Source organism: Rhizobium sp. BK112 (assembly GCF_014193215.1).
GTDB lineage: Bacteria > Pseudomonadota > Alphaproteobacteria > Rhizobiales > Rhizobiaceae > Rhizobium > Rhizobium anhuiense.
This window is the reverse complement of record NZ_JACHYZ010000004.1, coordinates 107,678-128,532: the sequence shown is the minus strand read 5'-3', so window position 1 is coordinate 128,532 and position 20,855 is coordinate 107,678. Positions and strand designations below refer to the sequence as shown.

Below are 20,855 nucleotides of genomic sequence, written 5' to 3'. Positions count from 1 at the left end.
TCGGAGGCCTGCCATGCAATCGATCACCATCCGCCGTCCTGACGACTGGCACCTGCATCTGCGCGATGGCGCCATGCTGGAAGGCGTGATCGCCGATACGAGCCGCACCTTCGCCCGCGCCATCATCATGCCCAATCTCGTGCCGCCCGTTGTCACCACCACTGACGCCAGGGCCTATCGCGAGCGTATCCTCAAGGCGCTGCCGGACGGCCATCGCTTCCAGCCGCTGATGACACTTTACCTCACCGAGCATACCAGTCCCGATGACGTGGAGGAGGGGGCTGCGAGCGGCCTCATCACCGCCGTCAAGCTTTATCCCGCCGGCGCCACGACCAATTCGCATGGCGGCGTGCGCGATATGGAAAAGGCGATGCCGGTGCTGGAACGCATGGCGAAGATCGGCCTGCCGCTCTGCGTCCATGGCGAGGTGACGACGCCTGAGGTCGATATCTTCGATCGTGAGGCTGTCTTCATCGACACCGTGCTCGATCCGCTGCGGAAGCGTCTGCCGGAACTGAAGGTGACGATGGAGCATGTCACGACAGCAGATGGCGTCGATTACATCAAGGCCGCCAAATCAAATCTCGCCGGCTCGATCACCACCCATCACCTGATCATCAACCGCAACGCCATCCTGGTCGGCGGCATCCGCCCGCATTATTACTGCCTGCCGGTCGCCAAGCGCGAGAACCACCGGCTGGCCCTGCGTGCGGCCGCCGTAAGCGGTGACGCCCGCTTCTTCCTCGGCACCGATTCCGCCCCGCATGTCGATCCGCTGAAGGAATGCGCCTGCGGCTGCGCCGGCATTTACACCTCGGTCAATACGATGAGCTGCCTTGCCCATGTCTTCGAGCAGGAGGCCGCGCTGGAGCGGCTCGAAGCCTTCACCTCGCTGAACGGGCCGGCCTGGTACGGGCTTGCGCCGAACGAAGAGCGCATCACGCTCTCACGGCAGGCCGAGCCGGTCGCCTTTCCCGCGAAGATTGAAACCGGCGCCGGTCCGGTGACGGTGTTCGATCCGATGTTTCCCCTGCATTGGCAGGTGGTGTAGCAGGTATAGGTTTTCAGAATTCAATTTTAAATGGAATATTCATCTTAAGTTTCGGCGTGACGTTAAACGCGTAACATTTGCATTGTGCAGTGCATCATTTGTTAACGGATGCATAAGACATTCCTCGCTGCGAACCCCAGAAGCTGCCACATCCGGCACTGGAATAGCTGCGGAGACTGAAGAGCATGATGCTTGACTACAACTCCCTTTTGCTAGCGCTCGGCGTCTCCGCGGCGTGCCTTGCCGTGACACTGATGGGCAGCTGGATTGTCCGCCGGGCGGAAACGGTGCTGCTCACCGCCACCGTCGGCCTGGTCCTCGTCGTCAGCGGCATTTTTGTCTACAGCGCCTATGTCGATACGCCGGAGACATGGTTGGGCGTCGCCAACTTCGTGCTGTTTCATGCCGGTTTTGCTACCATCTGGGGGGCCGGCCGGCAGTTCCTCACCGGCCGTCCGTCCGTTCCGGCCATCGCGATCCGCGCCCTTGCGGCGATGGTCTTCTCCGTCGTGCCGATGCTGTTGGGTTATGACGGTCTCGCCTTCATCGCCGACAATATCGCCATTGCTCTTTTGCTCTTTGCCACCGCCCGGCAATATTGGCTCGCGCGCGCCGAGGCGCCGGCCCCGCTCCTCGGCATCACCGCGCTTTACACGCTGACCGCAATCTCCTTCGTCCTCTGCGCCGCCGTGCTGATCTCCGACGGAAAGCTGGTGCTCGGCAAGGCCCCCAGCAACTGGGCCGAAGATCTGAGTCTCGCCGTCTGCATCGCCGGCATGACCGGGATCGGCGCGCTGTCGCTGGCGCTGCATCAGTGGCGGCTCGCCGCTCGCCATCGCCTCGAGGCGATCACCGATCCGCTGACCGGCCTGCTCAACCGCCGCGCCCTGTTCGACGAGTACGGTACGCGCCCGATGGGCAACACCACCGCCGTCATCGTCTTCGATATCGATCATTTCAAATCCGTCAATGACCGCTTCGGCCATGCCGTGGGCGACAGCGTGATCAGGGCCTTCGCCGCCGAACTCGCCGCCCATTGCCGCGCCGGAGATATCGCCGCCCGGCTCGGCGGCGAGGAATTCGCGCTGGTGTTGAAGGAGATCATGCCCGGCCGGGCGGAATTGGCCGCCGAGCGCATCCGCCGCGCCTTCGAAGCGCGCGAGATCCAGATCGACAACGAAGTGCTGACATGCACGGTCAGCGTCGGCGTTGCGCCCGGCCGCTCGAACAGCCTGGATTTCGACGCCATGCTGAGTGCCGCCGACAAGGCGCTCTACGTCGCCAAGCGCGGCGGCCGCAACCGGGTCGAGCTTGCCGGCCACCTGCAGGCGATTCCCTCGCGCACCGCATCTTGATTCCTGACCGGTGCTTTCATAAAATCGACCTCGGCCGGATGCGGCCAGCCGCCCCGCGACGCTCGACGTTTGACACTTTGGCGTTATGGTGAATGCATCCAGAGAACATCCTTCACATCCCTTGCCGTTTGGCGATCGATGGCGAACGGGTCAGCAGACGCGGGCACTGATCTTCCTGTTTGCCGCCAACGGAAGGATGACATCATGCGCGATTTTCGCGATGCCAAGCTCATGGCAAAAACCTTGCGGCAGGCTCTCGCCGACCGCGACATTTCGCTGACCCACAGCGAGACTCTCGAAATCGTCGCCCGCCAGTTCGGGCTCGACCAATGGAACATCCTCTCGGCCAAGATCGATGCGGCGGGCGCTTCCTCGGCCATCGGCATCGAGCCGCCGATGCCGATCTTCCGGATCTTCTCGGTCGAGAAAGCGATGGAATTCTATTGCGGATTCCTCGGCTTTCATCTCGATTGGGAGCACCGTTTCGGCGAGAACTTCCCGCTCTATTGCCAAGTCTCGCGCGACGGCATGGCGCTGCATTTGAGCGAACATTCCGGCGACGCCAGCCCCGGCGCCAAAGCCTTCGTCCGTGTCGCCAATATCCGGGCCTACCACGCCGAACTCTCGGGCAAGGACTACCGCTACATGAAGCCCGGCGTCGAGGAAGCGCCGTGGGGATTGGAGATGACGGTCATCGATCCTTTCAGCAACCGCATTGCCTTTTGCGAGCAGAAGTAGACGAGGGGCGGCTTGGCTCCCTCCTCTCCCCAGCGGTGAGAAGGTGGCCCGAAGGGTCGGATGAGGGGGCGCACGGCACACCCTATATGTTGCCCTTCGCTTACGCTCCGTGCATTCGCGGCCTTGCCGCTCACCCCCTCAACCGCCTGCCGGCACCGACCGGGGTCGAGCCGCGGGTCTCGACCCGTCCTTCGGACCCCCGCCGGGGAGAAGGGACGTGTGGCAGACGCGCCGCCTAGACAATCATCAGCGCCCGCACGAATGCCACCGAGGCGAGCAGCGAGGCGATCGTCCGCACATGGTTCCACCATGTCCAGTCCCTGAGATAGCTGGTCCAGAGCTGAACCGCCTCCGCCCCGCTGCCGCCGACCTTATCAAGCGCATCGTTCATCGGCACGTTGAAGATGATGGTCGAGAGGAATGAGGCGACGACATAGAGGGTCGCACCTGCGAGCATCAACACGGATGCCCCGCCGCGCCAGTCGATCACCGCCAGCACCGCGATGACGATGCAGAGGATTGCCGTCGGCACGAAAAGGCCCATGAAGGGCGAGCGGACGATCGTGGCGTTGATCGAGTTCATTGCGGCGATGCCCTGTTCCGCCGGGATGCGCGAGAAGGCGGTCATGATGAAGGTCGAGAAGGCGAAGAAGATGCCGGCGACGAGGCCGCTGCCGATTGCCGCGGCGGCGAGGGAGAGGGTGAGAACGATCTGCATGGTCAGGCGCTCCATATTCCGCTTGTCGCGGTTCGGCGGGCATATTGGCTGAATTCGGTGGCGGGGCGGCCGAGGATTTCGGCGACACCGCCCATCACCTTGGAGTTGCGCCCGTCGAGTACCTGGCCGAACAGTTCCTCCAGAAGATCGATCAGGCCTTGGGGCAGGCCGGCTGCCGCAAGCGCGCCGGTGAAATCCGCCATCGACACCTGCTCATATTCGATCGGCCGCCCAGTGGCCGCGGCGATCTCGGCGACCGCCTGTCGGAAGGTCAGTGCCCGCGGGCCGGTCAGTTCGTAAACCTTGTTGCGATGGCGGGGATCGGTCAAGGCGGCGACGGCGGCATCGGCGATGTCGTCGGCATCGATGAACGGTTCGCTGATCTCGCCTGCCGGCAATTGCAGCCGGCTGCCGATGATCTGCTCGACAAAGGCGCCCTCACTGAAGTTCTGGCAGAACCAGGAGGCGCGCAGGATGGTGGTGTCAATGCCGGACGCCTTCAGCGCTGCCTCGCTGCGTTGCGCGCCCTCTTCGCCGCGGCCGGAAAGCAGCACGATATGCGCAAGGCCACAGTCGACCGCGACCTTGGCGAGTGCGCCGATCGCCTCTGCCGCCCAGGCGACGGAAAGATCCGGCTGGAAGGCGACATAGGCGCTCGATGCGCCATCAAGCGCCTCGCGCCAGGTCGACCTGTCCTCCCAATCGAAGGGACGGGCGCTGGAGCGTGACGCTGCCCGAACATTCAGCCTGCGCGCTTCCAGGCGCTTGATGATGCGGCCGCCGGTCTTTCCCGATCCACCGACGAGGACGATTTCGGAATTCTGCATGTCGAAGCTCCTTCCTTGATCAAAACAAGAGAAACTCTCTCATTTGCAAAATGAGATAAACTCTCTTATTTTCTTTGTCAACTTGGAAAGGGAGCAGACGATGTCGGAGCAGCCGGTCGCAACGCGCAGGCGCCAGCAGGAGCATAGCGGCCAGCTGCGCCGGATCCCCAGCCAGCAGCGCGGCCGTGAGCGCTTCGAAAAGATCCTCGCCGTCGCCTCCGAGCTGATCGAAAGCCATGGCAGCGACGGCTTGAAAATGAGCGAGATCGTCGAAAAGGCCGGCCTTTCCTTTGGCGCCCTCTACCAATATTTCCCCGACAAGAGCTCGATCATCCGGACATTGGCCGAGCGTTTCAACGAAGAGGGCAGGCGGTGCGTCGAGGCGGAATTGGCGAAGGTCACCGATGCTGCCGGGCTGCAAGGCGCGCTCGCCACGATCGTTGACGAATATTACGGCTTCTTCCGCCGCGAGCCCGTCATGCGCGACATCTGGCATGCGACCCATACCGACAAGCTGCTGCAGCAGGTCGATGCCGAGGACATGGAATTTCATGCCCAGGCATTTCTCGCCGTGCTCGTCCGCCTATGGCCGGATCGCGACCGCAAGGAACTGCTGGCGATCGCCCGGCTGACGATGCAGCTGCTTGCCGCCGGCGTGCGATATGCGGTTTCGCTCGATGCGGAGGAGGGCGCCCAGGCGATCGCCCTGTTCAAGAAGATGCAGATCGCCGATATCGGTCGTCTGCTGCGGTAATTGGCTCGCCTTTCGTCTGGAAACGTCGGGCTCTTGCTGCTATTCCCCCAAGGACCCAAGCCGAAGGAGAGCCGCATGATCCAGACCACATTTCCCGACCGCGCCGTGATGGCCGAACTGGTGGCCAAGATGCTCTGGGAAATCAAGGCGGTGCATTTCAATGCCGCCCAGCCTTACAAACTCGCCTCCGGCATGGCGAGCCCGGTCTATATCGATTGCCGCAAGCTGCTTTCCTTCCCGCGCATCCGCTCGACGGTGATGGATTTCGCTGCCAGCACCCTGCTGCGCGATGCCGGCTTCGAGCAGTTCGATTGTATCGCCGGCGGCGAGACCGCCGGCATCCCCTTTGCCGCGCTGCTGGCTGACCGCCTCGGCCTGCCGATGATCTATGTCCGCAAGCAGCCGAAGGGCCATGGCCGCAATGCCCAGATCGAAGGCAACATGCCGGAAGGCTCGCGCGTTCTCGTCATCGAAGACCTGACGACAGCCGGCGGCAGCATGTTCAAGTTCATCGACGCGGTTCGTGCCGCCGGCGGCATAGTCGATCATGGCATTGCGCTGTTCTTCTACGGTATCTTCGGCGAACAGCGCTTTACCGACGGCAAGGTCCGGCTGCATCACATCGCCACCTGGCGCAATGTTCTGGCCGTCGCCAGGGCGCAGAAGCTCTTTGACGACAAGACGCTGACGGAGGTCGAGGCCTTCCTTGATGCGCCGCTGGCCTGGTCGGGCAGGAATGGTGGGGTTGGTGAGCTTTCGCTCTAGCCAGTTGACAAAAGCTCACTTAATCGATTGATGGACATATCAGTGCTGTTGGGAGGAATACGATGATTTTGTGCTGCGGCGAAGCCTTGATCGACATGCTGCCGAGGGACACGACGCTCGGCGAAAAGGGCTTTGCGCCCTATGCCGGCGGCGCGATTTTCAACACCGCGATCGCGCTCGGCCGCCTCGGCATCCCCACCGCCTTCTTCACCGGCATTGCCGATGACATGATGGGCGAAGTCCTGCTCGAGACGCTGAAGGCGAGCAATGTCGATTACAGCCCGTGTGCCATCACGCCGCGTCCCTCGACCATCGCCTTCGTCAAGCTGGTCAATGGCCAGGCGACCTATGCCTTTTACGACGAGGGCACGGCCGGCCGGATGATCACCACGGCCGACCTGCCTGTTCTGGGCGATGATTGCGAAGCCTTGCATTTCGGCGCCATCAGCTTGATCCCCAGCCCCTGCGGCGAAACCTACGAGGCGCTTCTCGACCGCGAAGCCGCAAGCCGCGTCATCTCGCTCGATCCGAATATCCGTCCCGGTTTCATCAAGGACAAGCCGTCGCATATGGCCCGCATCAAGCGCATGGCCGCCAAATCAGACATCGTCAAATTCTCCGACGAGGATCTCGAATGGTTCGGCTTGGAAGGCGACCACGATACGCTCGCCGCCCACTGGCTTGCCCACGGCGCCAAGCTCGTCGTCATCACCAAGGGTGCGGAAGGTGCTTCCGGTTATACCAAGGAGCGTAAAGTCACGGTCCCGAGCCAACGCGTCACCGTCGTCGACACGGTCGGCGCCGGCGACACCTTCGATGCCGGCATCCTGGCTTCCTTGAAGATGGATGGTCTGCTGACCAAGCCTCAGGTCGCCTCGCTCGACGAAAAGGCACTCCACAACGCCCTGACCCTCGGCGCCAAAGCCGCCGCCGTCACCGTCTCCCGCGCCGGCGCCAATCCGCCCTGGGCGCATGAGATCGGGCTTTAACCCTCGCGCCGGGGACGGTGCGAGGCTTTTTGCGATGACGGCTGGACGCTGATCGATCAGGCGATTGTCCGGGGAAGTTCGGGAGCGGTCACTAGGTCCCGCAGGAAGTTTTCGCACCAAAGCGAGACATCGTGAGAGAGCAGATGCTCCATCATCATGCTCCAGCGTTCGCGGCGCTCCCCAAGCGACATGGCAAGGCCCTTGGCAATCGCATTGGCAGTGCCTTCGACATCGTAGGGATTGACCAGCAGCGCACCCTTCAGCTCCCGAGCCGCGCCGGCGAAGCGCGATAGCACCAGGACGCCCGGGCGATCCGGGTTCTGGGCGGCGACATATTCCTTGGCGACGAGATTCATGCCGTCGCGCAACGGCGTGACCAGCCCGATCGTCGCCAGGCGGTAGAGGCCGGCGAGCACGGTGCGGTTGATCGAACGGTTGACATAGCGGATCGGCACCCAGTCGACCGTCCCGATGGCGCCGTTGACGCGGCCGGCCTGCTCGGCGACCATCTTCTGCATATGCTCGTATTCGGGAACTTCCGATCGCGACTTCGGCGTGATCTGCAGATAGGTGACCTTGTTCTGATAGGCGGGATTGCCGGTGAGGAAGCGTTCGAACGCTTCCAGCCGCTGAATGATGCCCTTGGAATAATCGAGCCGATCGACCCCGATGATCATGTCGCGGCCCTCGATGCTGCGCCGGGTCTTCTGCACCATGACATTGTCTGCGGCGCTCTCGGCGAAGTCGGCGAAGCCCGCGGTTTCGATCCCGATCGGATAGGCGCCCGCCTTGAATATCCGCCCATGTGAATCGAACGATCCATTTCCGAGGTCGTCGCCAATGCCTTCCCTTCTGAGATACCCGGCGAAGTTCTGGAGGTCGTAGTCCGTCTGGAAGCCGACGAGATCGTAATGCGAGAGCCCGCGCATGATTTCTTCATGGACCGGCATCGTGACGAGAATGTCGGCCGGCGGCCAGGGAATGTGCAGGAAGAAGCCGATCCGGTTCTTCAGCCCCATTTGGCGCAGTTCGGCGGCCAGCGGAATGAGGTGGTAGTCATGAACCCAGATGATGTCGTCCGGCTCGATCATCGGCGCCAGCCGGTGCGCGAAAAACCGGTTGACGCGGAAATAACCGGCCATTTCCTTTCGGCCATATTCGGCGAGGTCGAGGCGGTAGTGACAGATGGGCCAGAGAACACGGTTTGCAAATCCGCGATAATATTCCTCGACGTCGGTGTCGGTGAGATCGGTCAGCGCATAGGTGATGTTACCCTTCTGCAGTTGCGACAGCGGGCCAGGCTCCCTGTCTCCGCTCGACTCTCCCGACCATCCCATCCAGATGCCGCCGCGCGCCTGCAGGGCTGCCTGCAGCGCGACCGCCAGGCCGCCGGCCGGGGCGCTCCCATCCTTGGCCGGCATGGGAACACGATTGGAAACGACGATAAGACGGCTCATGAATTTCCTTTGGTGAAGATGGATCGTGAAAACGCTCTATGGTGAGCGTCTCGGGCAATCTCCCGAGCTGGGCGCGAAAGAGCCGATCCGGACGCGAGTGGCCCGGCGCATACGCCAGCGGAAACAATGAAACGGGGCATCGCCCCCGGCTTGTAGGCCATGTCGTCGGAAGTACCCTGCGCACATATTTTGCTTGAATCTAGGGCGATGGCGGCAGATTGAAAGAATTCTTTCTAAAATTTTCTATTAGAAGAAAGTTCAATCCGGTTTTGCGCGACGGGCCCCATGCTATTCTTTCGCGCGGGCGCGCGCCTGGCTTTCCTTCTTGATCGGCCGACCGACGGGGCAGACCTCCTGTACGAAGCCGTTGAGCGTGTTGACAAGATTGTTCTCGATCAGGGAATAGTGCACGAACTGGCCCTGTTTCTCTCGTCTGATCAGTCCTGCGGTTTCGAGGATGGAAAGATGTTGCGAAACGGCCGGCTTGGACATGCTGAAGCGGTCGGCGATCTCGCCGGCGGTCAGGCCCGAGGCTGAGAGATAGGCGAGGATCTTTCGCCGTGGGGCACTGGAAAGCGCGTGAAATACCCGCTGGGCGGCGCTGACGGAGCTGCCTTCCACAGCGTCATCGAAAGTCTCTTCGTTCAAGTCCGGTCTCCGTGCCTGCGGCATCATCGCAACGATCCACTAACAAATTAAGCAATTAATGTATTGCTTAATTAATGCCGTTCGCGCAAAGTAATTAGGTAATTTCTTAATTAATGAATTGGTGGGCGATGTACAAGTGGAGAATGCGCCCGATAGGAGGGAGTTTGTCATGAGCAGTATTTCCACGGGGCGGATGATCGACAACGGAAGCGATCCCGTGAAGGGCAGGGTCGTCTGGATGCCGGCAAAGTCGATCTGGATCACCGCCATGACTTTGATCGCCATTATTGGCGGGCCGTTGACCCTCACCTGGAGCGCTTTTGCTGTCTTTATCCTCCTGACCGCCCTCACGATCTGCCTCGGTCATTCCGTTGGCATGCACCGGCTGTTGATCCACCGCTCGTTCAGCACCCATATCTGGATCGAGCACTTCCTTGTCTATCTCGGGACGCTGGTCGGCATGGCTGGTCCCTTCGGCATGATCTACGCGCACGATATTCGCGATTGGGCGCAACGGCAGCGAGACTGCCATGACCTCTATGCCCATCGCCGGCCTTTCTTCATCGATGCTTTCTGGCAGATGCATTGCATCGTGGTGCTGGACCGTCCGCCACGTTTCGTCCTCGATGAGCGCGAGCGGCGCAACCGCTTCTACCGCTTCCTGGAGGCGACATGGATGGCGCAGCAGATTCCCTTGGGGCTCGTGCTCTTTGCGCTCGGCGGCCTGCCGTGGATAGTCTGGGGTATTGCCGTGCGGATATCAGCGTCGTTAACCGGACACTGGCTGATCGGCCACTTCGCTCATCGCGACGGCCATCAGAGCTGGAGCGTCGATGGTGTCGCGGTGCAGGGCTATGACCTGCCGCGTTTCGGGCTGGTGACCTTTGGTGAGAGCTTCCATGGCAACCATCACGCCTTTCCGGAATCGGCGCGGCTCGGCATCGAGCCGGGGCAGCTGGATCTCGGTTGGTATTTCATCCGGCTGCTGGCGAGGCTCGGCCTGGCTTCGGCGATCAAGCTCCCGCACACGATCATGCCAAGGCGAGGGTTGAGGCGCGTCAAGGCAGCTGAAACTGTTGAGGATGGCGCCAATCCGCCCTGGGCAAGTGAGATTGGCTTTTGAGGCTTAAGCCAGCGTCCGCCCCTCATCCGGCTGCCGCCACCTTCTCCCCGTAAACGGGGCGAAGGGACAATGCCGCGGCCTCTCGATTCGCTCTTCTCCCCTTATGGCGCAACTTTTCCATCCCTGCCTGCGTCTCGCGTGGCACGTCCCCTCGCCCCGTTTACGGGGAGAGGGTCAGGGTGAGGGGCAAATTACTTCGCCAGCTTTGCCAGCGCCGCAACCAGGCCCTGCGTCGAGGAATCATGGCCTGCCGCACTTTCCTTGCCTTCGACGACCGGCAGCAGGCCGGTTGCCAGTTCCTTGCCGAGCTCGACGCCCCACTGGTCGAAGGAGTTGATGCGGAAAAGCACACCTTCGACGAAGACGCGGTGTTCGTAAAGCGCGATCAGGCGGCCGAGGGCGTAGGGGGTCAGCTTGTCGTAGACAAAGGTGATCGATGGGCGGTTGCCGTTAAAGACGCGGTGCGGCGCGATGAAGTCGGCCTTCTTGTCGTCCATACCCTTGTCGGTCAGCTGCTTCTTGGCTTCCGCGAAGGTGCGGCCCTTCATCAGGGCTTCCGACTGGGCGAGAACGTTGGAGATGAGCAGCTGGTGCTGGTGACGCAGCTCCGGCTCGAAGGCATTGGCGGCGATCATGAATTCGGCCGGGATGATGCTCGTGCCCTGGTGGATGAGCTGGTAGAAGGCGTGCTGGCCGTTGGTGCCGGGTTCGCCCCAGACGACCGGGCCGGAATTGCCCTCGACCGGCGTGCCGTCGATGGTGACGCCCTTGCCGTTCGATTCCATGTCGAGCTGCTGCAGATAGGCCGGGAAGCGCGACAGGCGCTGGTCGTAGGGCAGGATGGCGCGGGTGGGGTAGCCCAGCACATTGCGGTGGTAGAAGCCGATCAGGCCGAGCAGCATCGGCAGGTTTTCGGTAATCGGTGCCTTACGGAAGTGATTGTCGACGGCATGGGCGCCATCGAGGAATTTGCCGAAATTCTCCGGCCCGACGGCGATCATCAGCGGCAGGCCGATCGCCGACCAGATGGAGTAGCGGCCGCCGACCCAGTCCCAGAAGCCGAAGACCCGGGCGCTGTCGATGCCGAAGGCGGCGACCTTGTCGAGCGCCGTCGAGACGGCGGCGAAATGGTGCTGCACGGCCGCTTCGCCGAGCGCCTTGGCGATGAAATTGCGCGCCGTCTGCGCATTGGTCATCGTCTCGACGGTGGTGAAGGTCTTCGAAGCGACGATGAACAGCGTCGTTTCCGGCTGCACCAGCTTCAGGATATCGGCGATATGGGCGCCGTCGATGTTGGAGACGAAATGCGCGCGCGGGCCGTCATGAAAGGGGGCAAGCGCCAGCGTCGCCATGACAGGGCCGAGATCCGAGCCGCCGATACCGATATTGACGACGTCGGTGATCGCCTTGCCGGTGGCGCCCTTCAGCGCGCCGGAGCGGATCTCGTCGGCGAACTTGCCCATGGCGGCAAGCACGGCATTGACGTCGGGCATGACGTCCTTGCCGTCGACCAGAACCGGCGTGTTGGAGCGGTTGCGCAGCGCGGTGTGCAGAACGGCGCGGTCCTCGGTGAAATTGATCGCCTTGCCCGAGAACATTTCCTCGCGCTTCTTTTCGACGCCGCCGTCTTCGGCAAGCTTCACCAGCAGCTTGAGGATATCGTCATTCACCGCCGTCTTGGAAAAATCCATCAGCAGGTCGTCAAGCGAAACGGAAAAACGCGAAAAGCGCTGCTGATCGGCGGCGAAGGCGGCACGAATATCGGTCGCCTTGGTGGCATCAGCGGTGCTTTTCAGCTGTTCGACGATGGCGTTCATGGGAGGCTCCTTTGGAGGCGGAAAGGGTTGCGGAAACTATTCGCTTTATCACCCGCAAATCAAGTTCAGCCACCTGCCGAAATAGAAAAAAGCCACCCGCGGCGAGCGGATGGCCCTCAATTTCATTAGAGCGCCGCGCGTCCGAAAGACGTGCAAAGGACGCTGTAACACTTTGAATTCGTCAAATTCAGCCGCGCAGGTCCTTGCGCAGGATCTTGCCAACCGGCGACTTCGGCAGTTCGGTGCGGAACTCGATGAAGCGTGGCCGTTTGTAGTTGGTAAGATTGGCGATGCAATGGGCTTTCACCTCTGCCTCGGTCAGGTTCGGATCCTTCCTGACGACGAAGAGTTTGACCGCCTCGCCCGAATGTCCGTCCGGCACGCCGATGGCCGCGGCCTCGAGAATGCCGGCATGCATGGCGGCGACCTCCTCGATCTCGTTCGGATAGACATTGAAGCCGGAGACCAGGATCATGTCCTTCTTGCGGTCGACGATCTTGGTATAGCCGCGTTCGTCCATGAAACCCATGTCGCCCGAGCGGAAATAGCCGTCATCGGTCATCACCCGCACCGTTTCCTCCGACTTCTGCCAGTAGCCGGCCATCACCTGCGGCCCGCGGATGCAGATCTCGCCGACCTGGCCGAGTGGTAACGAATTGCCTTCCTCGTCGCGAATATCGAGGTCGGTGGAGGGCAGCGGCAGGCCGATCGTACCGGTGAACTCGGCCGAATCGAAACGGTTGGCGGTGGCGACCGGCGAGGTTTCGGAAAGGCCGTAGCCCTCCGTCACCGGCGTGCCCGTCATCTTGAGCCAGCGGTCGGCGACCGGCCGCTGGACGGCCATGCCGCCGCCGAGCGACATGATCAGCGGGGAGAAGTCGAGCTTGGCGAAATCGGCATTGTTCATCAGCGCATTGAACAGCGTGTTGAGACCGGGGAAGATATGCACGTCGGATTTGCCGAATTCCTTGACGAGACCGGGAATGTCGCGCGGATTGGCGATCAGGATATTGTGGGCGCCGAGTGACATGCCCATCAGCGAATTCACCGTCAGCGCAAAGATGTGGTAGAGCGGCAGGGCGCAGAGGAAATTCAGCACCTCCGGCTGCTTCTTGCGCTCGAAGGCCGAGCGGAGCCAGAGTGACAGCTGCTGCTTGTTGGCGAGCAGGTTCGCATGCGTCAGCACCGCGCCCTTGGCAACGCCCGTCGTGCCGCCGGTATATTGCAGGAAGGCGATATCGCCGCCGGCAAGCGTCACCGGCGCAAGCGTCTTTCCCGCCCCTTCGCGCAGCACCTGGCCGAAGCTCTTGTGCTGCGGGATCGACCAGGAGGGAACGAGCTTCTTCACCCTGCGCACGACGAAATTGACGATCAGCCCCTTGGGTCCCAGCATTTCGCCGAGCGAGGTGACGACGACATGGCGCAGATCCGTCTTGTTGAGCACCTGCTCCACCGTCCGGGCGAAATTCTCCAGCACGAAGATCGCCTTGGCGCCGGAATCCCGCAGCTGATGTTCGAGTTCGCGCGGCGTATAGAGCGGGTTGACGTTCACCACGACGAGGCCGGCGCGCAGGATGGCGTAGGTGGCGATCGGGTTCTGCAGCACGTTCGGCATCATCACGGCGACGCGATCGCCCTTCTCGAGGCCGATGCTCTGCAGCCAGGCGGCGAGTTTGCGCGTCTTGCTCTCCAGTTCACGATAGCGCATCGCCTTGCCCATGCTGGAAAACACCGTCCGGTCGGCGTAACGGGCGCAGGATTTTTCCAGCATTTCGGCAAGCGAGGCATATTCCAGAGGTGGGAGTTCGGCCGGAACGACATCGGGATAGCTGGCAAGCCAGGGCTTGTCGGGTTTGGCTCCGTTCGGATGGACGGAAATGCTGTTCATCGTATCCTCTCTCCCTTGCGGCCGCCGCTGAGCCAGCAATCGTCTGGCCCATATTGACCGGAAAGATCCTCCGTCTTCCAGCCCGGCAGCTTATGCCATTGCCTGAACGGTTCAAGCCGAATGAAGCTATACTAACCTTGACGTAAACGTCAACATTCGGCCATCGCCGGATCGTGGGAAGGCTGGGGAACTTTGAGTCGGCCATGACGTTGATCCTGCAGACTCACCATGAGGAAACACCAAAAGGAGGTGCACAATGTTGAACCAGGATACTGACGCCACCCGCCGCGACCCGAACGTCGAGGGCACGCATGCGATGATCGCCAGCGACCGTGTCGAAGGCACCCGTGTTTATGGTTCGGATGGCAGGCATATCGGCTCGATCGAACGCCTGATCATCGGAAAACTCGACGGCCGCGTCGCCTATGCCGTGCTGAGCTTCGGCGGCTTCCTGGGCATCGGCCACGATCACTATCCGCTTCCCTGGGAAAAGCTGAACTACGACACCCAACTGGACGGCTATCGCATCGACCTGACCAAGGAGCAGATCGAAGGCGCCCCGAGCTATTCGGACGATGACGACACCTGGTACAACGATAATGGCCGCCGGGTCTATGATTACTACGGCGTGCCGCCCTACTGGATGTAACGTCGTCCGATAGGCCGAGCTGGAAGGGCCCCGCGGCATGCGGGGCCTTTTTGGTGTTTGGTGACAAATGTCGTGGCTCGGCAGCCCCTCATCCGGCTGCCGCTACCTTCTCCCCGTAAACGGGGCGAAGGGGATGTACGCGACCGCTCTCGGCTCGTCCCTCTACCCGTTTACGGGCAGAGGGTTAGGGTGAGGGGCAGCTAGCGCGAACCGACAACAAGATCATTGGCCGATCGCAGCACGGTGCCGATGACAATATCCTCTGCCCTGATCGCCTTCGCCGTCTTGACCGCAAAGACATGGCTCTCGCCCGGCAACAGCGTCACCAGCATCGAATCGACGACGGCATCCGGATCCAGCCGATCCGCCATCAGGCAGAGATCCTTGAGGAAATTTTGCGCCGTCACCCGCACTGCATACCCACTCTCGATGCTGGTGACATCGACCGCCAGCCGCGGTGGCGGCAAGGCAAGCTCGATATCCTCGACGAAATAATGGAAGGCGCGCCTGTCCAGCATCTGCACGACGATGAGCTCGTCCTTCGGTAAGCCGGGAGTGACGATATCCTCGGGCAGCGGAAATTCCTTGGCCTCGAAGCGGTCGCAGAGCAGGCGCCAGAATTCGAATGCGGCAAGCACGGTGCCGTCGAGCTTCAGGCGTTTGCCGCTGATCTTCGCCCGCCAGAACAGGGTGCGTTCATTGACCGCCACCGCCGCAAGCCCGCTGCCGCGCGGCTGGATCGTCAGCAGGCGCGGATCATAGGCTGCCTTCAGCGCATACCAGAGCGGCTTGCGGCGGCCGGCCGAATCGAGCGCCGCCCATGAGGTCACCGGCCAGCAATCGTTGAACTGCCAGACCACCGCACCCTTGCAGACATTCCGGTGCGAGCGCATGTGCTCGACGCCGAAGCGGATGGCGCGCGCCTGGTTGAGCTGGGTGGCGAAATGCCAGTCGTCCATCGTCTGCGGCTCCGGCAGATGGCCGGCAAGGCCGCGGATCAGCTTGTCATTGCCCTCGGTTGCCTTCTGATGGTGGAAGACGCCGTTCGATTGCGGCGTCAGCGGCTGGTCATGCACGCTTTCTTCGATCGTTGCCCAGGCGGCCGGCGCCTGCCAGCCGAATTCGGAGCAGAAACGCGGGATATAATTGCGGTAGACCTCGTAGCCGACATCGTTCCATACGTCCCAGATGTGTTTGCAGCCATGGCCGTCGGCATTGGGTTCGATCTCCATCGAGCCGGAGTAAGGACTGCCGGGATAATAGGGCCGGTCGGGATCGAGTTCGCCGCAGAGCTTCGGCAGCAGGCCGAGATAATAGCCGAGCCCCCAGCTTTCGCCGGCCTGGATGATCGGCCGCCAGCCCCATTCGTCGAAGCCCCAGATGTTCTCGTTATTGCCGTTCCAGAGGATCAGCGAGGCATGCGGCATCAGCCGCACGACATTGTCGCGCACCTCCGCCTCGACCTCGCTTCTGAGCGGCTCCTCTTCCGGATAGGCGGCGCAGGCAAAGAGGAAATCCTGCCAGACCAGCATGCCCATGCGGTCGCAAGCCGCGTAGAATTCATCCCGCTCGAAGATGCCGCCGCCCCAGACGCGCAGCAGGTGGATGTTGGCGGCCTTTGCCTCCTCGATCCGCGCCGCATAGCGCTCGTCCGTCACCCGCGGGGGGAAACAATCGTCCGGAATCCAGTTCGCCCCGCAGATGAACAGCGGCACGTCGTTGATGACGAAGGTGAAGGCCGAGCCGTGTTCGTCGGCCGAGGTGTCGAGCCTGAGCGAGCGGAAGCCGAGTTCGCGTTCAAAGCTGTCGAGCAGATCGCCGCTGGCCTCGTCGACCAGCCTCAGCGTCATCGGATAGAGCGGTTGCGCGCCGAGATGATGCGGCCACCACAGCTGCGGCGAGGGGAGGGCAAGCTCGAAGACGATCTCGTCTTCATCAGCATCGATCGCCACCGTCTGGGTCACGTCGCCGATTGCGGCGACGAGCTGGCACGGCTCATGATCGCCATGCCGCGCCAGCTTCGCATGGACCTTCACCAACCCATCGCCGCCGGCAAGCGTTGCCGATACGCGCGTTTCGGCAAGCCGCGCCCGATCCCAGCTTTCCAGCCGGACCGGCTTCCAGAGCCCCGCCGTCACCAGCGTCGGCCCCCAGTCCCAGCCGAAATTGCAGGCCATCTTGCGCATCAGATTGCCCGGTCCCGGATAGTTGTTGGGGCGGTAGCCGTAATGCCTTTCCATCTCCGCGCCATAGGCGTAGGCCGAGCGGAAGGCGACCGTGAGTTCGTTGCTCCCGGCCTTCAGCAGCCCCGACACATCGAAGCGATAGGTGCGGTGCATGTTGAAGGTGCGGCCGATCTCTTCGTCGTTGAGGGAGAGCACCGCGACCGTATCGAGCCCGTCGAAGACGAGTTCCCATACCCTGCCATCATCAGGCATTGCCTCGAAGCTGCAGCGATAGGTCCAGTCGGTTTTGCCGATCCAGTCATTGGTGATCTCGTTGACGTCGATATAGGGATCGGGGATCAGCCGGTTGGCGAGCAGGTCGAGATGCACGCAGCCCGGCACCGTTGCGGGTATCGCGGCCGGCAGGCCGGATCTTCCTGTATCGTTACAGGTAAGCGTCCAGCCGGAATTGAGCGCGGTCTTCTCGATCATGGGCGGGCTCCTGATTCATGCCGCTCGAAGCTGTGGGATTAGGTGTGGAGTGGAACTATGTCGCCGCAAGAAGCGTCAGAGAAACCGGCCGTGGCGCTGCAGCACCTCGATCTTGTAGCCGTCGGGATCGCTGATGAAGAAGAACAGGCCGAAGAGCTTGCCGTCGCGGTTGAGCTCCACCAGTTCGCCGGGATGAAGCCCGAGCTTCGACAGCCGTTTGCGTTCGACCGCCACCTCTTCGACCGAGACGGCGAGATGACCATAGGCATTGCCGAGCTCATAGGGCGCGGTCCGGCCCTTGTTGACGGTCAGCTCCAGCTCGAAGCCGGTCTCGGCATTGCTCAGATAGATCAGCGTGAAGGTTTCGAAATCGACGCGGTCGGCGACCGAAAGGCCGAAGGCCTTGCCGTAGAAGTCGACGGAGCGCGCCTCGTCGAGAACGCGGATCATCGAGTGGATCATCTTCGCCAATTCTGCCTCCCATTCCACGACGGCGCCGCGCGTCTTTTCAGACGCGCAAAGGACGCTGTGGCACTTGGTACCCGTCCCTTTACGCCGGGCGCAAGCCGATTCTTCGGGTGATCGCCGCTTCGACGAGGCCCATGGCGTCATAGATCAGCACCGCCATCAGGCCGACGATCAGGCCGCCCTGCAGAATGAAGGCGGTATTGTCTGAAATCAGCCCGGCGATGATCACCTCGCCGAGACCCTTTGCCGCAACCGTCGAGCCGATCGTCGCCGTGCCGATATTGATGACGGTCGCAACCTTCAGCCCTTCGAGGATCAGCGGCAGGGCAAGCGGCAGCTCGACGCGAAACAGCCGCTGCATGCCGTTCATGCCCATGCCGTCGGCGGCATCGAGCACCTGCGGCGAAACCTGTTTCAAGCCGGCGACGGTGTTTTCGAAGATCGGCAGCAGGCCGTAAAGAAAGAGCGCAATCAGCGTCGGCATGGCGCCGAAGCCGGTGGCGGGAACGGCGAGCGCCAGCACCGCGACCGGCGGAAAGGTCTGCCCGGCATTGGCGATGGCGCGCGACAGCGGCAGGAAGTCAGCCCCGCTTTCCCGCGTCACGAAAATGCCGCCGACAACGGCAAGCACGGCGCTGCAGACAATCGAGCCGATCACCAGTTGCAGATGGCCGACGGCCAGCGAGGCAAGGCTGTTCTGCGTATAGACGGCGGGCGCATTGTTGTTGGTCAACGGCGTGAGCAGGAAGGAAAGCCACTCCGTCCTGAACAGCAGGATCAACAGCAGGGCGAGCGCCGCCAGGCGGAAGAGATTGGCGACGAGGAGTTTCATGCCTTGCGGCCCAGTTCGAGAAGCCGGCTCATCGAAATCGACCCGACAGGCGCCTTCTCGCCGTTCTCAACGGCCGCCTCGTCGACCCCCTGCCAGATCATTTCGGCCAGCGCATCGCGCAGGCTGAGCGACTGCGGCAGGGCATAGGCGAGACCGCTTTTCGCCGGCGCCATGCTTTCCTTGAGCGGCAGCAGCGACATCAGCTTCAGCGCCCGGTCGGAGGTGCCGGTCAATTGCTGCACGAAGGGATCGGCCGGCTCGGTGAGGATCTTTTCCGGGGTCGAGCATTGCAGCAGTCGGCCCTGGCTCATGACAGCGATCTGGTTGCCGAGATGGAAGGCCTCGTCCATGTCGTGGGTGACGAGAATGATCGTCGTGCCGAACTGCTTCTGGATCGCCAGCAGATCGTCCTGCGCCTTGCCGCGGATGACCGGGTCGAGCGCCCCGAAGGGTTCGTCCATCAACAGCAGTTCCGGCTCGGCCGCCAGCGCCCGGGCGACGCCGACACGCTGCTGCTGGCCGCCGGAAAGCTGGTGCGGGTATTTGTCGGCAAAGGTCGCCGGATCGAGGTTGAAAAGCCCGAGCAGTTCCTCGACCCGTTTGGCGATGCGGGCGGAATCCCAATCGAGAAGCTGCGGGACGGTGGCGATATTCTGCGCCACGGTGCGGTGCGGAAACAGGCCGTGGCCCTGGATGGCATAGCCGATCTTGCGGCGCAGCTCGGTCACCTCAACGTCCATGACATTCTGCCCGCCGACGAAGATCTGACCTTCGGTGATCGGCACCAACCGGTTGATCATGCGCATCAGCGTCGATTTGCCCGAGCCCGAGGTGCCGACGATGACGGTGATCTCACCCTTCTCGACGCTCATCGAGACGTCGTCGACGACGGTGGCCGTGCCGTAGCGCTTGGTGACGTTCCTGATCTCGATCATGCTCATGCGGCGGATCCCCGGATGCTGTCGATGACCGCATCGAGGATGACGGCCGATGAGAAGGCGAAGAAGACGGTCGGCACGGCGCCGAGCAGGACGAGGTCCATGGCCGTCTGGCCGAGCCCCTGGAAGATGAAGATGCCGAAGCCGCCGCCGCCGATCAGTGCGGCGATCGTCACCATGCCGATCGCCTGCACCAGCACGATGCGGATGCCGGTGAGGATGACGGGGAAGGCGAGCGGCATGTCGATGCGGGTCAGGATCTGCAAGCGCGTCAGTCCCATGCCGGCGGCCGCGTCGCGCACCGCGGGGTCGACGCCCTGTAGGCCGACGACGGTGTTGGCGACGATCGGCAGCAGCGAATAGAGTACCAGTGCGATCAATGCCGGCGCCGTGCCGATGCCGCGGATGCCGATGGCAGCGGCCAGCGGCACATGGGTGGCGAGATAGCCGAGCGGCAGCATCAGCAGGCCGAAGAGCGCCAGACTCGGGATCGTCTGGATGAGGCTCAAGCCCTGCAGCACGATGGCCCGCAGCTTCGGCACCCAGAAGCAGAGGATGCCGAGCGGCAGGCCGAGAGTGATAGCGATGGCAAGCGAGCCGAAGGCCAGCAGCAGATGCGAAATCGCCTCGGTCTCGAATTGCGCAGCCCGTGTGGAAAATTCCTTCATGATCGAAAGGCTGTCGAGCAGGCCTGACGTGAGCGAGAGGAACAGCAGCGCCGTATAGGCCGCAAGGGCTGCGACCCGCATCCACGGCGCCAGCCGGATTTTGACAAGCGCATCTGATATCACGAGCCCGATCACGGCAAACAGCACCCAGAAACCGCCGCCGGGCGTCATCCGCGCCACCGTGCTGCCGGGCGGCGTCGCTGCCGCCGAGACGAGCCCGATCGCAACGATCAGCGCCGCAAGGCAGAGCGTCGCGACCGTAAGCCGGGCAAGGGCGTTGGTGAGCAGCAGCGCGGCGAAAGCGGTGAGAAGGAGAAGCACGGTCAGGATGATGACGGAAGGCTGGGGAAGAAGCTGCGTGAGCAGCATCGGCTTGCCGGCGGCGATACGGTTGGCCTTCACATAGATGAAGGGCATCAGGGCCGTCGCCGCAATGCCGCCGGCCACCAGAACCACGCCGAGCCGGTCCAGCCTGCGGACCGCTGAGGTTTCTTCCATCAATTCAACCCTGTC

Annotated in this window: 19 protein-coding genes; 8 read left to right on the top strand and 11 right to left on the bottom strand. The window is 62.4% G+C overall.

All coding sequences use genetic code 11. From position 1 onward, the window contains the following. The first annotated feature begins 13 nt into the window (after positions 1–13). The 3 genes from pyrC (at position 14) to FHT75_RS13225 (ending at position 3,144) form a co-directional block, all read left to right on the top strand. Positions 14–1,051 carry a dihydroorotase gene (gene pyrC, locus FHT75_RS13235; protein ID WP_063474766.1) on the top strand — a complete coding sequence of 346 codons (1,038 nt, stop codon included), beginning with the start codon at positions 14–16 and terminating at the stop codon, positions 1,049–1,051. A 185-nt stretch (positions 1,052–1,236) separates the two neighbouring features. Next, positions 1,237–2,406 carry a GGDEF domain-containing protein gene (locus tag FHT75_RS13230; protein WP_048338238.1) on the top strand — a complete coding sequence of 390 codons (1,170 nt, stop codon included), beginning with the start codon at positions 1,237–1,239 and terminating at the stop codon, positions 2,404–2,406. Positions 2,407–2,610: 204 nt separating this feature from the next. Next, a complete protein-coding gene (locus FHT75_RS13225; RefSeq protein WP_048338239.1) occupies positions 2,611–3,144 on the top strand; it encodes a glyoxalase superfamily protein in 534 nt (177 codons plus the stop codon). 235 nt (positions 3,145–3,379) lie between these two features. Here FHT75_RS13225 and FHT75_RS13220 read toward each other — a convergent pair whose 3' ends face one another. Together FHT75_RS13220 and FHT75_RS13215 are read right to left on the bottom strand one after the other, a co-directional pair. Continuing rightward, positions 3,380–3,862 (bottom strand): DUF1772 domain-containing protein, encoded by a 483-nt coding sequence (locus tag FHT75_RS13220; RefSeq protein WP_048338267.1) that lies wholly within the window; start codon positions 3,860–3,862, stop codon positions 3,380–3,382. A 2-nt stretch (positions 3,863–3,864) separates the two neighbouring features. Then, the gene (locus FHT75_RS13215) at positions 3,865–4,689 is read right to left on the bottom strand and encodes an NmrA family NAD(P)-binding protein (RefSeq protein ID WP_063474765.1); all 825 of its coding nucleotides are present in this window, start codon (positions 4,687–4,689) and stop codon (positions 3,865–3,867) included. 100 nt (positions 4,690–4,789) lie between these two features. Between FHT75_RS13215 and FHT75_RS13210 the strand changes: the two genes are divergently transcribed. The 3 genes from FHT75_RS13210 to FHT75_RS13200 all read left to right on the top strand — a co-directional run bounded on the left by FHT75_RS13210 (position 4,790) and on the right by FHT75_RS13200 (position 7,197). Next, positions 4,790–5,443 (top strand): TetR/AcrR family transcriptional regulator, encoded by a 654-nt coding sequence (locus FHT75_RS13210; RefSeq protein WP_028756631.1) that lies wholly within the window; start codon positions 4,790–4,792, stop codon positions 5,441–5,443. 75 nt (positions 5,444–5,518) lie between these two features. Continuing rightward, a complete protein-coding gene (locus tag FHT75_RS13205; RefSeq protein ID WP_183844899.1) occupies positions 5,519–6,208 on the top strand; it encodes an orotate phosphoribosyltransferase in 690 nt (229 codons plus the stop codon). A gap of 62 nt (positions 6,209–6,270) precedes the next feature. Next, positions 6,271–7,197, top strand: a complete 927-nt coding sequence (locus FHT75_RS13200; RefSeq protein WP_063474763.1) for a carbohydrate kinase family protein — start codon at positions 6,271–6,273, stop codon at positions 7,195–7,197. Positions 7,198–7,253: 56 nt separating this feature from the next. On the opposite strand, the gene otsA is transcribed toward FHT75_RS13200, so the two are convergent. Both otsA and FHT75_RS13190 read right to left on the bottom strand, forming a co-directional pair. Beyond that, positions 7,254–8,654, bottom strand: a complete 1,401-nt coding sequence (otsA, locus tag FHT75_RS13195; protein ID WP_183844900.1) for an alpha,alpha-trehalose-phosphate synthase (UDP-forming) — start codon at positions 8,652–8,654, stop codon at positions 7,254–7,256. 288 nt (positions 8,655–8,942) lie between these two features. Continuing rightward, on the bottom strand, positions 8,943–9,302 hold the full coding sequence (locus FHT75_RS13190) for a metalloregulator ArsR/SmtB family transcription factor (protein WP_127431004.1): 360 nt from the start codon (positions 9,300–9,302) through the stop codon (positions 8,943–8,945). A gap of 169 nt (positions 9,303–9,471) precedes the next feature. On the opposite strand from FHT75_RS13190, the gene FHT75_RS13185 reads away from it, so the two are divergent. Beyond that, positions 9,472–10,425, top strand: a complete 954-nt coding sequence (locus FHT75_RS13185; RefSeq protein ID WP_127431003.1) for an acyl-CoA desaturase — start codon at positions 9,472–9,474, stop codon at positions 10,423–10,425. A gap of 191 nt (positions 10,426–10,616) precedes the next feature. Here the strand turns inward: FHT75_RS13185 and pgi are convergent, their stop codons facing one another. Further along, complete coding sequence (pgi, locus tag FHT75_RS13180) at positions 10,617–12,242, bottom strand: glucose-6-phosphate isomerase (protein WP_127431002.1); 1,626 nt, start codon at positions 12,240–12,242, stop codon at positions 10,617–10,619. A 187-nt stretch (positions 12,243–12,429) separates the two neighbouring features. Beyond that, on the bottom strand, positions 12,430–14,130 hold the full coding sequence (locus tag FHT75_RS13175; protein ID WP_183844901.1) for a long-chain fatty acid--CoA ligase: 1,701 nt from the start codon (positions 14,128–14,130) through the stop codon (positions 12,430–12,432). A gap of 256 nt (positions 14,131–14,386) precedes the next feature. On the opposite strand from FHT75_RS13175, the gene FHT75_RS13170 reads away from it, so the two are divergent. Further along, positions 14,387–14,779, top strand: coding sequence for a PRC-barrel domain-containing protein (locus FHT75_RS13170; protein WP_028756625.1), 393 nt, complete (start codon positions 14,387–14,389; stop codon positions 14,777–14,779). A gap of 200 nt (positions 14,780–14,979) precedes the next feature. Here FHT75_RS13170 and FHT75_RS13165 read toward each other — a convergent pair whose 3' ends face one another. The 5 genes from FHT75_RS13165 to FHT75_RS13145 all read right to left on the bottom strand — a co-directional run bounded on the left by FHT75_RS13165 (position 14,980) and on the right by FHT75_RS13145 (position 20,840). Next, complete coding sequence (locus FHT75_RS13165; RefSeq protein ID WP_183844902.1) at positions 14,980–17,436, bottom strand: glycoside hydrolase family 2 protein; 2,457 nt, start codon at positions 17,434–17,436, stop codon at positions 14,980–14,982. A gap of 75 nt (positions 17,437–17,511) precedes the next feature. Continuing rightward, complete coding sequence (locus FHT75_RS13160) at positions 17,512–17,907, bottom strand: VOC family protein (protein WP_047617276.1); 396 nt, start codon at positions 17,905–17,907, stop codon at positions 17,512–17,514. Between the two features lie 79 nt (positions 17,908–17,986). Beyond that, on the bottom strand, positions 17,987–18,736 hold the full coding sequence (locus tag FHT75_RS13155; protein ID WP_127430999.1) for an ABC transporter permease: 750 nt from the start codon (positions 18,734–18,736) through the stop codon (positions 17,987–17,989). Continuing rightward, positions 18,733–19,677 carry an ABC transporter ATP-binding protein gene (locus FHT75_RS13150; RefSeq protein ID WP_183844903.1) on the bottom strand — a complete coding sequence of 315 codons (945 nt, stop codon included), beginning with the start codon at positions 19,675–19,677 and terminating at the stop codon, positions 18,733–18,735. The genes FHT75_RS13155 and FHT75_RS13150 overlap by 4 nt, the downstream gene beginning before the upstream one ends. After that, positions 19,674–20,840: an ABC transporter permease gene (locus tag FHT75_RS13145; RefSeq protein ID WP_097594942.1), complete on the bottom strand. Its 1,167-nt coding sequence runs from the start codon at positions 20,838–20,840 to the stop codon at positions 19,674–19,676. The genes FHT75_RS13150 and FHT75_RS13145 overlap by 4 nt, the downstream gene beginning before the upstream one ends. Positions 20,841–20,855 lie beyond the last annotated feature (15 nt).